Origin of the sequence: Leucobacter exalbidus (genome assembly GCF_017834145.1) — a bacterium.
GTDB classification, from domain to species: domain Bacteria; phylum Actinomycetota; class Actinomycetes; order Actinomycetales; family Microbacteriaceae; genus Leucobacter; species Leucobacter exalbidus.
In genome coordinates this window covers 2,383,896-2,402,576 of sequence record NZ_JAFIDA010000001.1, presented here as the reverse complement: position 1 = coordinate 2,402,576, position 18,681 = coordinate 2,383,896, and the positions used below count along the sequence as shown (strand labels likewise).

The following is an 18,681-nucleotide window of genomic DNA, read 5'->3' as shown; positions in this document are numbered from 1 at the left end:
AGTGGGCGCGACTATCTGATATTGCGTCATCTGGCGTTACTTCCCGGGCGCGCTTCCCCGGTCACGATCCGAAGTGCTCGCAGGCTGACGTCGCGACTCTCTGGCTGACGTCCTGGCTGACGTCGTTCGATGCGCCCGTGCACGTCACCAGCCCCACACCAACCCTTTCAGCACAATCGGATAACCTTGAATACCGTGACCTCTCTTGAAGCAACCAACGCTAACTCTCAGTGGGTATTGACCCTTTCTTGCATCGACGGCCCGGGCATCGTGCACGCGATCAGCGGTGCGATCGTCGCGGCGGGCGGCAACATCGCCGAGAGCCAGCAGTTCGCTTCTGCAGACACCGGTCGTTTCTTCATGCGCCTGCAGGTTGAGGCCGTCGCCCAGCCCGACACCTTCGATGCCCGCTTCGCATCGGCCCTCGCGCCCGTGACCGAGCGGTACCACATGACCTGGCGCCTCGACCGCGCCGGTCGCCCAGTGCGCACCCTGCTGCTCGCGTCGACGGCCACTCACTGCGTCAACGACCTGCTGTACCGTCAGCGCGGCGGTCAGCTGTCGATCGAGGTGCCCCTGGTGCTCTCGAACCACGAGGCCGTGCGCGACATCGCCGAGTTCTACAACGTGCCCTTCGAGCACCGCGCCATCGCAGGCAAAGAAGACAAGGCCGCGTTCGAGGCCCGCGTGCTCGAGGTCGTTGAAGAGCAGAACATCGAGCTCGTCGTGCTCGCCCGCTACATGCAGATCCTCTCCCCCGAGCTGTGCGAAGCGCTCGCGGGTAAGGCCATCAACATTCACCACTCGTTCTTGCCCGGATTCAAGGGTGCCAACCCCTACAAGCAGGCGCACCAGCGCGGCGTGAAGCTCATCGGTGCCACCGCGCACTTCGTGACCTCAGATCTCGACGAGGGCCCGATCATCGAGCAAGACACCGTGCGCGTGGATCACTCGTATTCGGTGCGCGAGCTCACGCTGCTCGGCCAAGACATCGAGTCGCGCGCGCTGCGCAACGCAGTTAAGTGGTTTGCCGAGAACCGCGTGCTCGCCGACGGTGAGCGCACGATTATCTTCCGCTAGCACCGGGCAACCGCATAGCACCAGGCAATCGCACGAAATTCATGCGCAGCAGGCTCCGGATCATCAGTGATCCGGGGCCTGTTTTGTGTCATTACACGCCAGCGAGCTCGGCCCGAAAGCCCGCGATGAGGGCGCGCAGGCCGACCTCGAACGAGGCGTCTGCCGGGCGCACGGCATGACTGGCGAGGGAATCGGCGCGCGCTCGATACGCGCGCCCGAATGATTCGGCGTCGCTTTCGGGCCCCGGATCGAGCATGTCGTCGGCCGCGGCGAGGTCGAGGGCCGACCCCAAGATAAACGACTCGAGCGCCACGATCATCACGAGCACGCGGTCTTCAGCCCATCCGCCGCGCACGAGCGCTTCGACGACGCGGTCGTACATGTGGGTCGTTGAGCCCGCGCCCATCAGGGGGGTCACGGCGAGCAGCGCGATCGTTGCGGGGTGCGAGGCGAAGGCCGCGCGGTAGTGCCGCGCCCACTCCTCGAGCCCTTCGTCCCACGGCAGGCGGTCAAAAGCTTCGGTTGAGATGCGTTCGCAGATGAGTTCGCGCACCCCCGCGACCAGTTCTGCCTGGCCGCTGATGTGGTTGTACAGGGCTGACGGGCGCACGCCGAGGCGCTTCGCGATGGCGCGCATACCGGCCCCCTCGGCGCCGTTCTCGTCGATGAGTTGCAGCCCGGTTTCCATGATGAGGCGCGATGACAGAACGCTCTGCTTCGGCCTGCCCACGCTGCGTTTCGCGGTGTCGGCGCCAGGCTCGGTGCGTTCTAGGTGTGCCACGTTGCTCCTATCGTTGCTGCCACTGTATCCCGTGCGTGCGGCCCCGGGTGCGCGCGTCTGGCCGGGCAGATTGCGCGACTGACAACTGATTGCGCGGCGCCTAAGATTCGACTAGGGTCAACTCGAGGTTAAAAGAACGACGTTCATTTAACAAGTTTTTGCGCCGCGTCACCGCAGCTGCATTTGCCGCTGCAACCCGCGCCCGCACGCACCCCAGCTCCAAACGCTTAAGGACCCCGATATGACCCTCACCGTGTTTACCGGCGGCACCATTGTGGTGGCAGCGCGAGCCGATGGCAGTACTGAGCTCACCGAGGCATTGGCCATCGAGGCCGGGCGCGTGGTGGCCCACGGGTGCGCGGCCCTCGATCTCGCCTCGCAAGATGGCGCACAGACCATCGATCTTGCGGGCGGCACGCTTGCCCCTGCCGTGGGTGAGGGCCACGCGCACCCCGTGCTCGGCGGCCTCGAGGCCCAGGGCCCCGCGGTGCGCGAGGCGAAGGATCTCGCGGGGATCCTCGATGCTGTGAAGACGTGGAAGCAGCAGAACCCCAGCGCCGAGTGGATCGTGGGCGCCAGTTACGACGCGACGTTTGCGCCTGGCGGCCGGTTTGATGCCCGCTGGCTCGACGAGGTGACGGGCGATACGCCCACCGTGCTGCGGTCGTGGGATTACCACACGGTGTGGGTAAACACGGCGGCCCTCAAGGCCGCGGGCATCACGGCAGACACCCCTGACCCCGAGCTCGGTCGCATTTTGCGCCGCAAGAACGGCGCCCCGCTGGGCACCTTGCAGGAGGCCGCGGCGAACGATTTGCTCGCGAACGTGGTGCCCGCCTTTGCCCTCGAGACGCGCGTGAGCGCCCTCGAGGCCGCGACGCTGGCGTACGCCGAGCAGGGCACGACGTGGGTGCAAGATGCGTGGGTTGATCCCGCAGATCTTGACACCTACCGCGTCGCCGCCCGCACCGACCGGCTACACACGCGCGTCAACCTGGCGTTGCGCGCCGACCCCGCGAACTGGCGCGAGCAGATCGCCGAGTTCATCGCGGTGCGCAAGGAGATTCGCGCGCTCGCACACCCGCGCTTGAGCGCCGAGACCATCAAGTTCTTTGTTGACGGCGTCATCGAGAACCACACCGCCGCCCTCACCGATGACTACGCAGACACCCCGGGTGATCGCGGGCTGGCGAACTGGAGCGAAGACGATCTGACCGCGGCCGTGGCCGCGCTCGATGCCGCGGGCTTCCAGCTGCACCTGCACGCGATCGGTGATCGCGCGGTGCGCATCGCCCTCGACGCGCTCGAGGCGGCGCGCGACGTCGACCCCGGGCGCGACCGCCACCACGTCGTCGCGCACGTCGCGATGCTCGCCCCCGCCGATGTTGAGCGGTTTGCGCAGCTCGGCGTGATCGCCAACTTTGAGCCCTACTGGGCGCAGTGCGACGCGGTGATGCAGTCGCTCACGATCCCCCATATTGGGCACGACCGCGACTCGTGGCAGTACCTGATCGGCTCGATTGCGCGCTCGGGTGCGACGGTGTCGTTTGGCAGCGATTGGCCCGTCACCACGAAGGATTGGCGCCCGGCGTTCGCGACCGCCGTCACGCGCCGCGATGTCACGAACCCTGAAGACCCCACGTGGCTGCCCGACGAGTGCATTTCGCCCGCCACCGCCTACGCGGCATACACCGAGGGCATTGCGCGCCAGGCACTCGCGCACGATCGCGGATCCCTCGAGGTGGGGCGGGTCGCTGACCTCGTGTGGCTCTCGGCGAACCCACTCGAGGTGGCCCCCGAGCTGGTGCCCGAGCTTGAAGTACGCGGCACCTGGCTTGCGGGCGATGTAACCTACGCCAAGAACTAGCGCGGCAACTCGCGACCGGCAGCGCGCTCCGCAGTACGCCCAGCAACGGCGATTGCTCCCTCGAATCCTCGATTCGATACGGAGCAAGCGCCGTTGCGGCGTATGCGGCGGGATCCGGATCAAAATTCGCGTTCCCAGCACCCAGAGAACACTGTTCATTTTTGAGGAATCCGCGCTAAACTTGAGCCACTGGGTCATCTTGCGACCCGCGCATGTGCACTATCAAAGGAGATACTGTGAGCGATTCTCAGAGCCCAAAACTCAAACGTTCCCTGGGCCTCGTCGGACTCACCCTGTTCGGCGTCACCTACATGACCGTGATCACGGTCTTCACCACCTACGGCATCGTCAACCAAGAAACTGACGGCCACCTGCCCGCGTCATACGTCGTCGCGGTCGTCGCGATGCTCTTCACCGCGGCCAGCTACGGCGCCATGGTGCGCCGGTACCCCGTCGCCGGATCGGCCTACACCTACACACAGCAGTCGTTTGGCGGCGCTGCGGGCTTTCTCACCGGCTGGGTGATGCTGCTCGATTACCTCTTCATTCCGATGATCAACTTCATGCTCATTGGCATTTATCTCAACACGCAGTTTTCCTCGATTCCCGCGTGGGCGTTCACGCTCGCGGCGCTGCTGCTCGTGCTGCTGTTCAACGTGCTGGGCATCACGCTCGTCAATAAGCTCAATATCGCGATCATCGCGCTGTCGGTCATTTTGGTGATCGTGTTCGTGGTGCTCGCGTTTAAGCACGCGATCGGCGGCAACACTGAGATCGGCCTGCTCGAACCTTTCACCTTCGGTGAGGGCGGCATCGGTGCGGTGGCCTCGGGCGCCGCCATCCTCGCACTCTCGTTCTTGGGCTTTGACGCCGTATCGACGCTGTCTGAGGAAGCCAAGAACCCGCGCAAGGATATTCCGCGCGCCATCGTGCTGTCGACGCTGGTCGGCGGATTCATGTTTATTCTCGTCTCGTGGGCTGGCGCTATTGCCTACGCCCCCGATTGGGCGGCGCTCACCACCGCTGAGGTTGACGCGGCCGGCGTCACCGTGATGGACAACATCGGCGGCCAGGCCTTCACCGCATTCTTCGTGGCCGTCTACGTCGTCGGCGCATTCGGCTCGGGCATGACCGGCCAGGTGTCGGTGTCTCGCATTCTGTACGCCATGGGCCGCGACGGCATGCTGCCCCGCCCGCTCTCGCGCCTGCACCGCCGCTTCGGCACCCCGGTGGTCGCCGCGGTCGTCGTCTCGGTGTTTGCGCTGTCGGCGCTGTTCCTGTCGCTCGACGTTGTCGCCTTTATGATCAGCTTCGGTGCACTCGCCGCGTTCGCAATGGTCAACCTGTCGGTGATTCGCACCTACCTGTTTCCCCGCGGCGGCCGCAGGCAGCCCCTCACCGCCCGCTCGATTCTGGTGCACGGCGTCGCCCCGCTCATCGGCTTCGCCCTCACCATCTGGCTGTGGACGTCACTCGAGGCGACTACCTGGCTCGTGGGCGGCATCTGGGTCGCCGTCGGCGTCGTCATCATCGCGATCGTCACGGGCGGCTTCAAGCGCCCCGTGCCCATGATGGACTTCTCAGAGAGTGACCCCACCACCGAGCAGATCGATCAGCTCGGCGAGGAGTACCCGCTGCACGGCGACCGCGGGTAGGTTCTCGCGCAGCGATACGCGGCGGTGCACTGTTCTAAACATTCAGAACAGCGCACCGCCGCGCGTTTTATATGAGCACGTCAAAGCGCTTCACTTTGCCGCAGATGCGGCATGAGCCTTGTCCTGTCAGCTTAGATGCTGCAGCGCGAGTACCGCGAGCGCCACAGCTTGATCCCCCAGCACCGCATCATCAAATTGCGCACGCGGCGAGTGGTTCATTTCAGCATCTGCAGGGTCGATCTCTGGCGGCGTAGCACCCAAGAACAGAAACGTTCCTGGCACTTCGTCGAGCACAAATGAGAAATCCTCAGATGCCATAATCGGAGCGGTGAGCGTCTCCACTCGCTCTGCACCAAATGTTTCTGTGAGCGCGTCGATGGCGCCGCTGGTCGCCGCATGATCATTCACTGTGACCGGATAAACGACCGTGAAATTTGCATCGACCGTGCAGCCGTGAGCCTCGGCGATCAGAGCGACCATGCGAGGCAGGCCGACTCGCAGCTGTTCGAGCACATCACGAGACAACGTACGCACTGTCGCCGAGAAGGAAGCCTCGTCGGCAATAATATTCACCGCGCTGCTCCCTGACAGCTTGGTCACCGAGATGATCGCAGGGTCATTGGGCGACAGCCGGCGTGTGGCGTAGCTCTGCAGCGCGAGGATCATCTCGGCCAGCACCGGCACCGGATCAATCGCTTCGTGCGGCCGCGACCCGTGGCCGCCCTTGCCGTGCACCGTCACGGTGAACAAATTAGCGCCGCCCATCAGCGGGCCTGGTTTGGTTTGAAAAGTACCGCGCACCCCTGGCAGCACGTGAATGCCGTAGGCGGCCTCGACCCGGCTACCCGCCGCTTCAAGTACGCCCTCCGTAATCATGCGCGGTGCACCGCCCCCAGCTTCCTCACCAGGTTGAAACATGAAAACGACCGACCCGGCAAGATCAGCCTGCATTTCACACAGCAACTTCGCCGCTCCTACGAGGCCTGCCACGTGCAGATCATGCCCGCACGCATGCATGGCGCCATTCGTCGCGGCATATGGAAGGCCCGTTTCCTCGGCAATGGGCAGGGCGTCCATGTCCCCGCGCAACAGCACGCTCGGCCCCGGGCGCGCACCCGTGAGCACCGCCGTCACCGATCCGAGCGAAGCACCGGTGGTGATCTGAAGCGGCAGCCCAGCCAGCGCCTCGAGCACCGCTTGCTGAGTCAGCGGCACCTCAAACCCAGGCTCTGGAATGCGGTGCAGTGCGCGACGTAGTTCCACGAGCTCGGGCTGCAATGAGGCAGCACGAATGCGCAGGGCTTCACGAACATGAACTTCAATCGTCATGCCGCTCACACCAACAGTTCGCGTACACGTTCACGCACGACGCCAAAATCGTAGCCCTTCACAAGTGCTGTTTTCATTCGCACAGGGTCACCGAAGAAGTAATACTCGTACAGGCTTTCACGACCAGCGAAACCCGAAACTGAGGCGTCCAGTGCAAGTTTGAACAGGCGAATGCGACTTTGAGCGTCAACCCGTGCACCCTGTAGGTACCGGTCAAGATCTGCTCGCTCGTCAGGGTTATCGAGGTCGGCTTCGCTCGGCAAGGCCATAAGACCCGATGCTGAGAACTTACGTATGATCTCGGGCAACCGCTGCGAGACACTCTTGGGATACCAGTTGCGGGCGGCGTTCAGCGTGCTCCATTTGGGCAGGTAGACGCCGTCTGCACTTACTTCACCTTCAGTTTCGGAGGCACGCAACAGCGCACGCTCAAGCTCGACATATGTGATGAGCTCACCGAGATCTTCTTGAATGTGCTGGAAATCTTCAATGCCAATTGCATCGGCGAGTTCAGCGGCAAGACCAAGATAGAACTCTGTTTTCGCGAGTGTGCGGCACACCACCTGGTGCGTCATCAGCGCGCCAGCTCCCGTGGCCGAGTACCACTCATTGCGCAGCCGTGGATTCCCCAACATGAAGATACGGTCGTTCGGTACGAACACGTCATCGAACACCACAAAGGCGTCAAGCTCCTCAAATCGACTCGCCAGAGGCTCGTCGAGGCTGCCAGCCCCGGCGTGCAGCGGAGCGCGGCAGTAATACTTCAGGCCGGGGGCATCGCTCGGCACGGCAAACGCATACGAGTAGGGTGCGTCTTGCGGGGCTCCACGCAACACGGTTGAGGGGAACACGAGCAGCTCGTCTGCGATCGGGGCATTAGTGGCCAGCATGCGGGCGCCCCGCACAACGATGCCGTCCTCACGTTCTTCGACGATGCGCGCGGCAATGCGGGAGTCACCCATCGGCTGGCTACCGGTTTCGGCGCGGTTTGCCTGCGGGGTGATGAGTGCGTGGGCGGTGAGGAGATCATTTTCACGGACATACTCGGTGTAGCGTTCAATGCGCTCGCCAAACACGGGGTCTGCCTGCTCGAAGAAAGTTTTGGCGCTTGACAGCGCCGCGAGCGCGCTGTTCATGTAGTCACCTGTGCGCCCTAAGAAGCCATGCGATGAGCGAGCAACCAATGCCATTGCTTCTCGGCGCTGCACCAAATCAGCTTCGGTGCGCGGCACCAGGAACGACGTGCTGACGCGTTCACCACTCGTCGGCGACTCAAATGTCAGCACGTCACGGTGTGCGGGGTCGTGTTGCATGTCATAGAGCTTGGCGAAAGCGCGAGCCCCCGGCGCAAGCTTCGGGTGCTCAGCAATGTTGGTGGAGATCAGCTCTCCGTCGAGATAAATCTGCCCCGTCCGCTCGTTAAGTCGGTCGAGGTACTGCTGGCCAGTGCGAATGCTCATCACACGCTCCGTTTCTGAGATTCTGTCGTCATTGAGGAAGAAACGCGGGCCTGTGCCCACAGTGCGCGGTGTTTAGAACAGTTCTTCTTGACCGCCGGCGAGCTCTGAAATGGTCGTGAACTGACCGCCCACAAACCCCAGGGCATCGCCTCTGCTGTAGTCGTAGTTCTGCACTTCACCCAAAAACATGGTGTGGTCACCGCCCGGGTATTCAGCCCACGGGGTGCACTCGAACCAGCTAATCGTGCCGCCCAGTCGGGGTGCGTGCTCCCCCTCTATCCAGGTGGGCTCAGCTGATCCAGGGCGGCCCGCAAATTCGCTCGCGAGGGCCTGCTGCTGAGCACCAAGGATGTTCACGGTGAAGGGGCGGCCCTTGAGATCTTCATGCGACCGAGCCTGCGTACCGATCGACGCAAGAACAAGAGGCGGATCCATTGATATCGAAGTGAATGAATTGATCGTGATGCCACGCCGCTCACCCTCGGGACCAATAAACGTCACCACGGCCACCCCTGTGGCGAAGCGACCCAAGCTGCCACGGAAGTGATGCTGCGGCGGGTGATAGAGCTTCGAGCCCTCTTGAAATTCACCGATGTCATTGCGCTTCGGACTCATGCGCGCCCCACTTCCGTGTATTTACGGAGGATCCACCATTGGATCCCCTTCGATGTAATTCAATATAATGGATTACATCGAAGGGCGCAATGCGGTACTGGCGCCGTTTATGCTTTCACCAGCGCGAGAGCGGCCAGCGCGATCGCCTGATCAGCCAGTATGGCGTCATCGAACACCACCTCGGGCGAATGATTCGGGGCGGCTTGTGCAAGATCTATATCGGCAGGTGTTGCACGCAAGAACAGCAAGGTGCCCGGCACCTCGCGTAATACGTAGGCGAAATCTTCTGACCCCATCACTGGAGCCGGTGATTCCCACACTCGGTCTTCTCCGAACGCCGCCCCCAGCGCAGCCCGCGCGTGCTCGGTGCGTTCGACGTCGTTGACAGTGCTGGGGCACAGTAGATTCAGTTCAATTTCGCCTTCGCATCCTCGGGCCGCACAAAGCCCCTCGACCAGCGCGGGCAGCTGTTCTTCGACCGTCCGCTGGGTCTCGGCCGAGAGCACCCGAATGGTGCCGCCCATCTCAACCGCATCAGGAATCACGTTGCGCGCGCTGCCCCCAGTCGACAGCTGCGTCACCGACAGCACCACCGGGTCAAACACGCTAAACGTGCGCGTCACAAATGCCTGCAGCGCGCCCACAATATCGGCGGCCACCGGCACCGGATCAATCGCCAGATGGGGTGCGGAGGCATGGCCGCCACGGCCCTTCACGGTGATACCGAATTCCAGTGATCCGGCCATTATCGGCCCCGGCTTCGTCGAGAAGTACCCGTATTCCCCGGGTACTACGTGAATCGCGTATGCCGAGCTTGGCGCAGGGTCTACCACGCTCAGCAAGCCTTCTTCAAGCATCAACCGCGCGCCATCGCCGACCTCTTCGCCCGGCTGGAACATGAGCACGACGGTACCTGCGAGCTGGTCACGGTGGGCAGCGAGCAGTCGACCGGCACCGACAAGCCCCGCGACATGCAGGTCATGACCGCAGGCATGCATCGCGTCGCCCTCGGCCGCGTAATCAAGCCCCGTGCGTTCACGCATCGGCAAAGCATCCATGTCGCCGCGCAAGATGACTGTTTCACCGGGCAGCGCACCGCGCACAATGCCAATTACTGAACCGATCTGCTGCCCCTTCAAGAGCTCGACACCCTCGATATCGAGGGCCTCGAGCACGCGCTGTTGCGTGCGCGGTAACGCCAACCCCAGCTCCGGATCACGGTGAATCTCGCGCCTGAGCGCAACTAACTCGGGGAGCATAGCCTCGGCGCCTGCCCTCAACGCGGTCAGCAAGGTGGTGTCGGCGTTCATGTTCTGAGACTCCTCAGTAGCGCATCAGTGCCCGCGTTGTCGATGCGGGGAATCGCGTCGACCAGGGTCTGGGTGTAGGGGTGTTCAGGCGCACGCACGAGCTTGTCTGGATCAGCAATCTCGACAATGCGGCCGTGCTGCATGACGGCGGTGCGGTCTGCGATATATCGCACCGCTGCCAGGTTGTGCGTGATGAACAGCATCGAGATATCGAGTTCGCGCTGCAATTCACGAATCAGGTTCAGCACTGCACCCTGTACTGAAGCATCGAGCGCCGAAGTAATTTCGTCGGCGATGATGAGCCGTGGTTTAGCTGCGAGGCATCGAGCGATCGCCACACGCTGGCGCATACCGCCCGACATCTGACCGGGGTAGAGGTCAGCTGTATTGGCACGCAGCCGTACAAGGTCGAGCAGCTCAGACACTTGGGTGCGTCGTTCACGCGCGTTCGTCATGCCATGGGTCATCAGCACCTCATCGAGTACCTCGCGCACGTTCATGCGCGGGTTGAGCGATGAATACGGATCCTGGAAAATCATTTGGACATCACGTGCCCGCTCGAGCCGGTTCACCCCTGCGGTGCGCAAGAGATCATCGCCTCCGATACTCACGCGGCCAGCAGTCGCAGGCTGCAGGCCTGCGATGGTACGCGCCACCGTGGATTTCCCCGATCCGGATTCGCCCACCAACCCGAGGACAGAACCGCTTGCGAGCTCGAATGATACGCCGTCGACCGCGTTGAAAGCCTTAGCTCCATGCCCAAACGTCACGACGAGATCATCAACCACCAGGTCTGCGCCTCGACGCGCAGCAGCACCGTCTTCCACCACGCTGATGAGCTGTGTTGGCTTACGTTCCCATGTGGGGTGTTCATCATCAACCGACTCCGTGAGGTACTGAGGATCCTCGGGGATGGTTGCCAGGGGCAGCGACCGGTCCGTCGTCAAATCAGGCATGCATTCGACGAGCGCTCGCGAATACGGGTGTTGCAGTCGCTCAGGATGCGGCAGATCTCGTACGTCAATATTTTCAACGATCTCGCCCTTGTACATCACGAGGATGCGTGAGCAGAGCTCAGCGAGCACCGCAATGTCGTGGGAGATCACAATGGCAGCGGCGCCAGTTTCCTCGCACTTAGCGCGGAGCAGGGCCAGCACTCGCTGCTGAACGGTGACATCTAGCGCGGTAGTGGGCTCGTCGGCGATGATGAGAGACGGGCTGCCAATCTGCGCCATCGCAATGAGGGAGCGCTGCCGCATGCCGCCCGAGAACTCGTGCGGAAATTGCATAGCCCGACGCTCGGGCTCTGGGATGCGCACTTCGTCCAGAGCTGCGACGGCCCGCGCATGGGCAACTTTACGACTCACGTGTTCGTGCACGCGAGGCACCTCAGCGAGCTGGGTACCTACCCGCAATGCCGGGTTCAGCGCGGTCAATGAATCCTGGAAGATGACGCCAACCTGAGTTCCGAGCACCTGCCCTGCTTCGACGGCCGAGAGGTGGGAAAGCTCCTGCCCGTTGAACTTCAGCTTGGTGGCGGTTACTGCGGCGTTGGCTGGCGCAAGTTGAGCCACAGACATCATGGTGACGCTCTTACCGCTGCCCGATTCACCCACCACCCCGACGAGTTCACCGGGCATGATGGAGAAGGACACGTTGCTCACGGGGCGAATCCACCCTTCTTCGCCAGGGAATGAGACCGCGAGGCCTTCGACCTCGAGCAGGGGCTGCACTTCGCTGCCGGCGTTGTGCCCTGAGGCGCTGCCAGGCACGCTGAGCACCGGATTGCCTTCGATCGCATCGGCCTTCGCGCTCGGCGCGGGGCCGAGTTTACGTGCCGAGAGCATACGGCCTCGGCCCTGCTGCCGCATGTGTGAGGCGAGCGCCTCGCCCAACATGCCAAACGACAAACCGGCGAGGACGACGAGCACACCAGGGCCCACCACCGCCGAAGGCTGACTGTAGACCTGCGCAAAGCCCTCGTTGAGCATGCGACCCCAGTCATACTCGGGCGGCTGAATACCGACGCCCAAGAAACTCAGGCTCGAGAGCGCGAGCAAACCGCCACCAATAGAGATGGTCACATTGACGATGACCGGCTCACCAATATTCGGCAGCACGTACTTGAGATACTGGCGGGGCTTAGAGACACCCAACATTTTTGCGGCGGCGAGATACTCAGAACCGCCCACACGAGAAGACAGCGTTTGAGCGAGTCGCGCAAAGGACGGTGTCATCGTGAGCGCGAGTGCGATCACTGAGGTTGCAGGACCCGCCCCGAGCAGAATCACGGTGAGCATGGCGACAAGCAGCACAGGGAATGCGAGCCAGGTATTGATGACCGCGCTGAAAGCACGCTGCGCACGCACGCCCAGCACAGCGGGCAACGCACCCAGAATAAGCCCGGCTACGGCACCGCATGCGGTGGCGATGAGTGCCATGACGAGTGAGGTGCGGGTCGCGACCAATGTGCGCAACAGCAGATCGCGACCGAGACTATCGGTGCCGAGCGGATGCGCTGCGCTCGGGGACTGCAGCAGCGCAGTCGGATCCGGAGTCGCGGCGGCTTCGCCCCAAAAAATGGGGGCGAAAATGGCGAGCAAAGCCAGCAGCGTGACGATGCCCCCTGAAAGGGCCGCCATTGGCGAGCGCCAGAATGAACTGCGTCGGGATGTCATGCCGTCTCCAGAAGAGTAGTGCGTCGGTCGATGAGCGAAAGCACGATATCGACGACGAAGTTGACGACCAAAATAATGGAGGCATACACAATTGCAAGACCTTGCACGATGCCGTAATCCTTGGTCACGATGGCCTGCACGAAGGCGGATCCCAGACCAGGCCAGTTAAAGACCTGCTCGACGAGCACACTGCCCACAATCATGGAAGCCAGCAACGAGCCTCCCAGCGTGAGCGTGGCGGTAAGCATGTTGGGAAGCGCGTGCCGAAAATTAACCATCCACGCGGGTAGGCGCTTTGAACGGGCCGTACGGATGTAGTCCTCAGACAGCGTGTTCAGCGCTTCGATACGAGCAATACGAGACAGTGACGCCGAAGATCCGAGCGCCAGTGCGAGCACCGGCAAGATGTATGACTGTGGCTCTGAGTTACCCGCGACAGGCAACAGCTTCAACGTGACCGAGAAGATCAGCACCATGAACACCGCCAGAAGGTACTCGGGTACTGCGGCGAGCACACCGGTCACGCTGGTGAAGGTGAGCTCGGTGCCGCGTCGCTTACCGCCCTGGGTAAGCAAGGCAATCGAGAGCCCGAGCGGCACCGCCACGATGAGCACGAGCACGAATGCGAGGCCTGCCAGCTGCAGTGTTGCGGGCAGCCGAAACTCAACGAGCTCTGTCACGGAACGGCCCGTGATGAGAGAGGCGCCGAGGTCTCCGTGAAGGAGCCCGACGAGATAGTTCCAGAATTGCACGAGGATGGGGTCATTAAGGCCCAGTGCATCTCGCTTTGCTTGTACGACTGCCTCATCGACGGTGGGCCCGAGCGCTGAGCGCACCGGGTCACCGCCTGCGAGACGGAGCACCATAAATGCCGCAGTGACGATCACAAAAAGTGACACCACCATGCGCACCATGCGTCGAAGGAGGAATTTCAGCCAGCGGTTACCGCTGCGGCCCCGGGGAGTTCCCAGGGCCGCAGCGTTGCCGCTCGACTGCAGAGTGAGTGGCTGCGTCGTCATATGCGGGTTTCTGTAGTTACTTCACGACTCGGATGGAAATCGGCGAGAGCGACTCTTTCGAGTAAGCAAACTCGGCATTTGTTCCATACGCGGTTTCGGTGCCTGAGTAGAAGGGCAGAATCTCTAGGTTAGAGAAGAGTGAGTCCTGCGCCTTTTCCCACGCTCCGCAGCTGTCTTCGCCAGCAAGCTTGCTGGCCTCAGCTACGAGATCGAAGTATTCTTCGTTGGTGTTGTACGTCCAGTTGCCACCGTTGGGCGGGAAGTCTCCGCCCAGGATGCCAGCCCAGTTACTGGGGAGGCTCGTAAAGATCGGAGCCCAGACGAGATCCCAGTCGCCACCGCTGAAAATAACGTCGGTGTAAGCGGGAGTCGGCGTGGGAACACCGTCGATGCCCACTACCTTCAGCTTGACCTGCATCAGCTCAATTGCTGCGGTGACGCTGGCGCTTTCGTTGACAGGGTAGAGCAGCTTGATGCTGAGCTTCTTGCCATCCTTCTCGCGGATTCCATCCGACCCGACCTTCCAGCCGGCTGCGTCGAGACCCTTCTCAGAAGCCGCAGTGTCAAACGCAGGCAGGGCAGCAGAACTATCCATTGCGGTGCAGGCTGCGCCGATCTCAGGCACGAGAGTGACGAGCTGCGCGCCGCGGCCCGATGAAGAGACGTTGCCGATCTCATCACGGTCGAGCGCGTTTGCTATGGCCGTGCGTACCGCGAGGTCGTTGGTGGCGCGACCTTCGTTCTGGTTAAAGAACACGAGACCCGGGCGCAGAGGAAGTTCAAGTACCTGCGCAAAGTCTTCACTCTGCAGACGATCACGCTCGGTGCCCGTGACCGTGGCAATATCAAGCTCACCCGACTGCATCATATTTGCACGAGTGGCATCACTTTCAACCACCGAAACTTCTACCGTTGCAGGCAAACCCTCGGTGTCGCTAGTAACCCCGTCGGGGCCCCAGGTGTAGTCGTCGCGCAGCTCAAAGGTGTAGTTCTGCCCGGGGGCGACATCCACCAGCTTGTAGGCACCAGTACCAAACTGTTCGGTGTCAAGTTTGGCGGGATCTTCGAGGCCTGAGGCGCACACGATGGGCAGGGCGCCCACGCTCTGTGCCAAGAAACTATCGGGGGCGGGGTTGGTGAACTTGACCGTGCGTGCGGCGTCATCTGCGTCGATGGCGACCTCGGGGTCGAAATACACTCCAATGTAGGGTGAACCGTTTTCGTTGGCGTACTCGAAGGTAGCCTTCACGTCGCTGGCGGTCAGCTCAGTGCCGTCCTGGCACAGGATGCCTTCTTTGAGCGTGAACGTGGCTTCGGTCGGGGACTCTTCCCAGGATTCTGCAAGCACGCCTGAAGCAGGTTTGCCCGCCGCGAATGACAGCAGGGAATCATAGCCGTAGGCAGCGATATCTGTGCCCGCACCCGTGGCGTTGAGAATCGGGTTAATCGCTCCCGGATCCTTGCTGACTGCGACCTTGATCTTTGCGCCGTCGACGGGGGCAGCTTCTCCCCCGCCGGCACCTGACGATGCACTGCATCCGGTGACTGCGAGCGCAATAATTCCTAGAGCACCGACAACTGCGGCGGTGTTTCGCTTCATTGCATTTCCTCTCGTTGAGATCTTGCCTCACTGCAAGATAACACTAATTCATTTGTATGAATATTGGTTTTTCTTAACATCCCTGAAACATCACGGCTTGGCATATGCGTTATGGCCGCGTAGGGCCAAGTAATGCGGTCGCTCCCATGATGGATTTCGTTTCAAGAAATTCCTCGAATCCGTGCACGCCGCATTCCCGACCGATGCCCGACTGCTTCACGCCGCCAAACGGAGCCCCGACGTCAAGGCCTGCGCCGTTGATGCCGATCGTGCCTGTTTGAATGCGCAGCGCCACATCGAGCGCACGCTGCGGATTCGCCGACCAAACGCCACCGGCCAACCCATAATCGCTATCGTTTGCCAGCGCGATCGCTTCCTCTGCCGTGTCATAGACACTTATCGCCAGCACCGGACCAAACACCTCCTCGCGGAAGATTCTCATCTGGGGCGTAACGTCGGCAAAGATGGTCGGCTGCACCCAGGCATCACCCACGAGGTCGTCGGGTGAAGCTGGTCCTCCCACCACGAGACGAGCGCCATCGGCAATCGCGGCACGCACGTGACCGCGAATTCGATCTGCCTGCAGCGCTGAGGCTGCGGGGCCCATCACGGTTGACTCCTGCGCTGGATCCCCCGGCACCCAATGCGCCGCCGCCACGAGAGCTGCTTCCTCCCACGCGGGAGCAAGCTCCCTCGGCACAAGCACCCGAGTGAGTGCGGCACAAGTCTGCCCCGTGTTCGCGAAGCAAGATCCCAGCACCTGAGCAGCTGATTCCTCGATTGGCGCATCGTCGAGAATAATGGCGGCTGATTTGCCCCCAAGCTCGAGTGAGACCTTGGTGATATTGCGCGCCGCGTTCGCCATGATGCGCTCACCAACCATCCTCGACCCGGTGAACGACACCAAATCAACGTCGGTATGCGCGCTCAGCGGCTCACCCACACCGGTTCCATCACCAAACACCACATTGACCACGCCTGCGGGGAGCCGCAAATCATTTATGATCTCGGCAAGAATTGCGGCGTTCAGAGGTGAGACCTCGCTTGGCTTGAGCACTACCGTGCAGCCTGCAAGGAGTGCAGCGCCCACCTTCAAAACGATTTGATGAAGTGGAAAGTTCCACGGCGTAATAGCTGCCACGACTCCCACCGGCACCGAAACCACGAGCGAGTTCGATACCGCGGTGCGCTCCACATGATCACGAGCCGCAGCGACAAGCGCGGCAAGATCCCCCAAAGCCACACCCACTTGGGCAGCCCGACCGAAACTGACCGGCACCCCCACTTCAAGCACCAGGGCATCAGCGAGTCGGCTTCGCGCTGCGGCAATGCCTTCGGCAAGCCGCTCGACAACGTCAATGCGGTCTGCCATGGGCACCGCCGACCATGCTGGCAGGGCCTGACGTGCAGCCAAAACCGCACGATCAACGTCACCGGGGGTGCCCCTCATGGAACGACCCACGGTCTCCCCCGTGGCGGGGTTAACTACGTCAGTCCATTCACGATCGGCCGATTCCACCCAGTTACCTGAGATGTAGTGCACTGCCTCGGTAGTCATTGGCGCTCTGCCTCAGGGATCAGATGTGCACCGTGCGCGAGCGGCGCAGGAGCCTTGAGGCCCTCGTGGATGAGATGCCACGGAGAGGGAAACTCGCCCACAGGCACTTCGATGAGCAATGGCTCGTTGGCAGGAATGGCCTCAGCAAGCACAGCAGCAAGCTCGTCAGGCGTGTACGCCTTCGCCGATCGAATGCCAAAGGCCGCGGCAAGCTGCTGATAGTCAGGGTTCGTCAGATCACTCGAGAAATAACGAGCGTCGTAGTTGTTCTTCTGAATGCGTCGTACGTTGCCGTAGAAACCGTCCGTGAACACGATCGCGATCAGACCCAAGTTGTACCGCTTCATCGTTGACAGCTCCTGGAGCGTCCACGAGAACCCACCATCGCCGTTCACCGAGACCACCGCACGCTGCGGATCAGCAGCCTTTACCCCAAGTGCCGTCGCGAAGCCATATCCCAAGGTGCCCTGGTAGCCGGGGCCGATATAAGTGCGCGGACCATAGCCTGGATAGCAGGCACTCGCCGCGTAACCCACTTGGGTGAACTCGCTAACAAAGACGCCGTCTTCGGGCAGGGCTTGCCGAATCGCAGAGAGGTATTCGCGCTGCGGTGCAAGCTGGCTGAGGTGCCCCTCGAGCCAGCTGCGAGTAATCGCGAGTTCAGCGTCACGGCTCGGGCGTTCTGATTGCGGCAGAGCCGCGAGCAGCGCTTCCACGCCCGCCGCAGCGTCGGCATGAACGCGCACAGCAGCCTCGCGGGGATCCTGCATGTCAGCTTCCTCAGCATTCAACAGAATGACCTGAGCATCGGCAACGTTCACCTGCGTACCGAAAGTACTCACGAACCGGCTGCCGACCGAAAGCACAACATCGGCACGCTCACGCAGTTCTCGCAATGCCAACGAATCGAACACGAGGCGGTGGCGCGCGTCTACAGAACCTCGACCGCCTTCCGTAACGAGCACTGGAGCCTCGAGGCGCTCTGCAAGTTCGAGTAGAGCTCTCCCCGCGTCAGACGCCCCGACTCCACCTCCGGCCACAATGAGCGGGTGCTTCGCGGTAGCGAGCAACTCGGCTGCCGCCGCGATCTGGTCGGTGGCAGCGGGGAGACGCTGCGGCTCGATGTATGAGGGAATCTCGGCCTGGGCGAATGCGGCAAGCACATCGGGCGGCACTTCGAGGGCGACGGGGCGCGGGCGCCCTGAGCGCAGCTGACGAAACGCCTCAGCAACGAGATCGGGCACTTCGGCCGCGGTACGTGCAATACCGTTCCACTTTGTGATGCGTTCAAGGATGCCAGTCTGATCAGGAATCTCGTGCAGCGCTCCCAGACCCTTGCCGATGGCCTGCGAGTTGATCTGGCCAGCAATCAGCAGCAGACGCGAGTTTGTCGCATAGCCGGTCGCGACGCCAGCGAGAGCGTTTAATACGCCTGGGCCGGGAACAACCATCGCGACGCCAACGTCGCCGGTGCTGCGCGCGTACCCGTCAGCCATGTAGGTTGTGGCTTGCTCGTTACGGGCGCAGACGAATTCGATCTGGTCTTTGCGATCGTAGAGTGCATCAGTCGCACCATCGAGCTGCACACCAGGGATCCCAAAAATCTTGGTGACCCCCTGGGCGATCAGCGATTCGGCGAGAAGTTCGCCACCAGTCATCTCAGTCATCGTGTCCTCTTTTGCTCCATTGCGTTGGGCACTGCGCGATCGTACACGCATCAACATCGGTG

Annotated in this window: 13 protein-coding genes; 3 read left to right on the top strand and 10 right to left on the bottom strand. The window is 62.0% G+C overall.

Annotated features, from left to right (window positions below; genetic code table 11):
- The first annotated feature begins 195 nt into the window (after nucleotides 1-195).
- Entirely contained in the window at nucleotides 196-1,080 is an 885-nt protein-coding gene (purU, locus tag JOF28_RS10940) for a formyltetrahydrofolate deformylase (protein ID WP_209705777.1), read from the top strand.
- A 91-nt stretch (nucleotides 1,081-1,171) separates the two neighbouring features.
- Here purU and JOF28_RS10935 read toward each other — a convergent pair whose 3' ends face one another.
- Nucleotides 1,172-1,861, bottom strand: coding sequence for a TetR/AcrR family transcriptional regulator (locus tag JOF28_RS10935; protein ID WP_342452153.1), 690 nt, complete (start codon nucleotides 1,859-1,861; stop codon nucleotides 1,172-1,174).
- Between the two features lie 241 nt (nucleotides 1,862-2,102).
- Between JOF28_RS10935 and JOF28_RS10930 the strand changes: the two genes are divergently transcribed.
- Together JOF28_RS10930 and JOF28_RS10925 are read left to right on the top strand one after the other, a co-directional pair.
- Nucleotides 2,103-3,728 carry an amidohydrolase gene (locus JOF28_RS10930; RefSeq protein WP_209705776.1) on the top strand — a complete coding sequence of 542 codons (1,626 nt, stop codon included), beginning with the start codon at nucleotides 2,103-2,105 and terminating at the stop codon, nucleotides 3,726-3,728.
- Between the two features lie 236 nt (nucleotides 3,729-3,964).
- Nucleotides 3,965-5,383 carry an APC family permease gene (locus JOF28_RS10925; RefSeq protein ID WP_209705775.1) on the top strand — a complete coding sequence of 473 codons (1,419 nt, stop codon included), beginning with the start codon at nucleotides 3,965-3,967 and terminating at the stop codon, nucleotides 5,381-5,383.
- 126 nt (nucleotides 5,384-5,509) lie between these two features.
- On the opposite strand, the gene JOF28_RS10920 is transcribed toward JOF28_RS10925, so the two are convergent.
- From JOF28_RS10920 to JOF28_RS10880, 9 genes are all read right to left on the bottom strand, one after another.
- A complete protein-coding gene (locus tag JOF28_RS10920) occupies nucleotides 5,510-6,712 on the bottom strand; it encodes a M20 metallopeptidase family protein (protein WP_209705774.1) in 1,203 nt (400 codons plus the stop codon).
- 5 nt (nucleotides 6,713-6,717) lie between these two features.
- Nucleotides 6,718-8,172 carry a 4-hydroxyphenylacetate 3-monooxygenase, oxygenase component gene (gene hpaB / locus JOF28_RS10915; RefSeq protein ID WP_209705773.1) on the bottom strand — a complete coding sequence of 485 codons (1,455 nt, stop codon included), beginning with the start codon at nucleotides 8,170-8,172 and terminating at the stop codon, nucleotides 6,718-6,720.
- 72 nt (nucleotides 8,173-8,244) lie between these two features.
- A complete protein-coding gene (locus JOF28_RS10910; RefSeq protein WP_209705772.1) occupies nucleotides 8,245-8,787 on the bottom strand; it encodes a flavin reductase family protein in 543 nt (180 codons plus the stop codon).
- Between the two features lie 107 nt (nucleotides 8,788-8,894).
- Nucleotides 8,895-10,097, bottom strand: coding sequence for a M20 metallopeptidase family protein (locus JOF28_RS10905; protein WP_209705771.1), 1,203 nt, complete (start codon nucleotides 10,095-10,097; stop codon nucleotides 8,895-8,897).
- The gene (locus JOF28_RS10900; protein ID WP_209705770.1) at nucleotides 10,094-12,739 is read right to left on the bottom strand and encodes an ABC transporter ATP-binding protein/permease; all 2,646 of its coding nucleotides are present in this window, start codon (nucleotides 12,737-12,739) and stop codon (nucleotides 10,094-10,096) included. Before JOF28_RS10900 ends, JOF28_RS10905 begins: the two co-directional genes overlap by 4 nt.
- Nucleotides 12,740-12,771: 32 nt before the next feature.
- The gene (locus tag JOF28_RS10895; RefSeq protein WP_209705769.1) at nucleotides 12,772-13,794 is read right to left on the bottom strand and encodes an ABC transporter permease; all 1,023 of its coding nucleotides are present in this window, start codon (nucleotides 13,792-13,794) and stop codon (nucleotides 12,772-12,774) included.
- A 16-nt stretch (nucleotides 13,795-13,810) separates the two neighbouring features.
- Complete coding sequence (locus JOF28_RS10890; RefSeq protein ID WP_209705768.1) at nucleotides 13,811-15,394, bottom strand: ABC transporter substrate-binding protein; 1,584 nt, start codon at nucleotides 15,392-15,394, stop codon at nucleotides 13,811-13,813.
- 109 nt (nucleotides 15,395-15,503) lie between these two features.
- Nucleotides 15,504-16,952: an aldehyde dehydrogenase family protein gene (locus JOF28_RS10885; protein ID WP_209705767.1), complete on the bottom strand. Its 1,449-nt coding sequence runs from the start codon at nucleotides 16,950-16,952 to the stop codon at nucleotides 15,504-15,506.
- Nucleotides 16,949-18,619 (bottom strand): thiamine pyrophosphate-dependent enzyme, encoded by a 1,671-nt coding sequence (locus JOF28_RS10880; RefSeq protein WP_209705766.1) that lies wholly within the window; start codon nucleotides 18,617-18,619, stop codon nucleotides 16,949-16,951. Before JOF28_RS10880 ends, JOF28_RS10885 begins: the two co-directional genes overlap by 4 nt.
- Nucleotides 18,620-18,681 lie beyond the last annotated feature (62 nt).

Bases quoted from the DNA above. Each gene is read 5' to 3' on its own strand.
- JOF28_RS10930 (WP_209705776.1), top strand. From the start codon at position 2,103: ATGACCCTCACCGTGTTTACCGGCGGCACCATTGTGGTGGCAGCGCGA.
- JOF28_RS10920 (WP_209705774.1), bottom strand. From the start codon at position 6,712: ATGACGATTGAAGTTCATGTTCGTGAAGCCCTGCGCATTCGTGCTGCC.
- hpaB (WP_209705773.1), bottom strand. From the start codon at position 8,172: ATGAGCATTCGCACTGGCCAGCAGTACCTCGACCGACTTAACGAGCGG.
- JOF28_RS10910 (WP_209705772.1), bottom strand. From the start codon at position 8,787: ATGAGTCCGAAGCGCAATGACATCGGTGAATTTCAAGAGGGCTCGAAG.
- JOF28_RS10905 (WP_209705771.1), bottom strand. From the start codon at position 10,097: ATGAACGCCGACACCACCTTGCTGACCGCGTTGAGGGCAGGCGCCGAG.
- JOF28_RS10900 (WP_209705770.1), bottom strand. From the start codon at position 12,739: ATGGCGGCCCTTTCAGGGGGCATCGTCACGCTGCTGGCTTTGCTCGCC.
- JOF28_RS10895 (WP_209705769.1), bottom strand. From the start codon at position 13,794: ATGACGACGCAGCCACTCACTCTGCAGTCGAGCGGCAACGCTGCGGCC.
- JOF28_RS10890 (WP_209705768.1), bottom strand. From the start codon at position 15,394: ATGAAGCGAAACACCGCCGCAGTTGTCGGTGCTCTAGGAATTATTGCG.
- JOF28_RS10885 (WP_209705767.1), bottom strand. From the start codon at position 16,952: ATGACTACCGAGGCAGTGCACTACATCTCAGGTAACTGGGTGGAATCG.
- JOF28_RS10880 (WP_209705766.1), bottom strand. From the start codon at position 18,619: ATGACTGAGATGACTGGTGGCGAACTTCTCGCCGAATCGCTGATCGCC.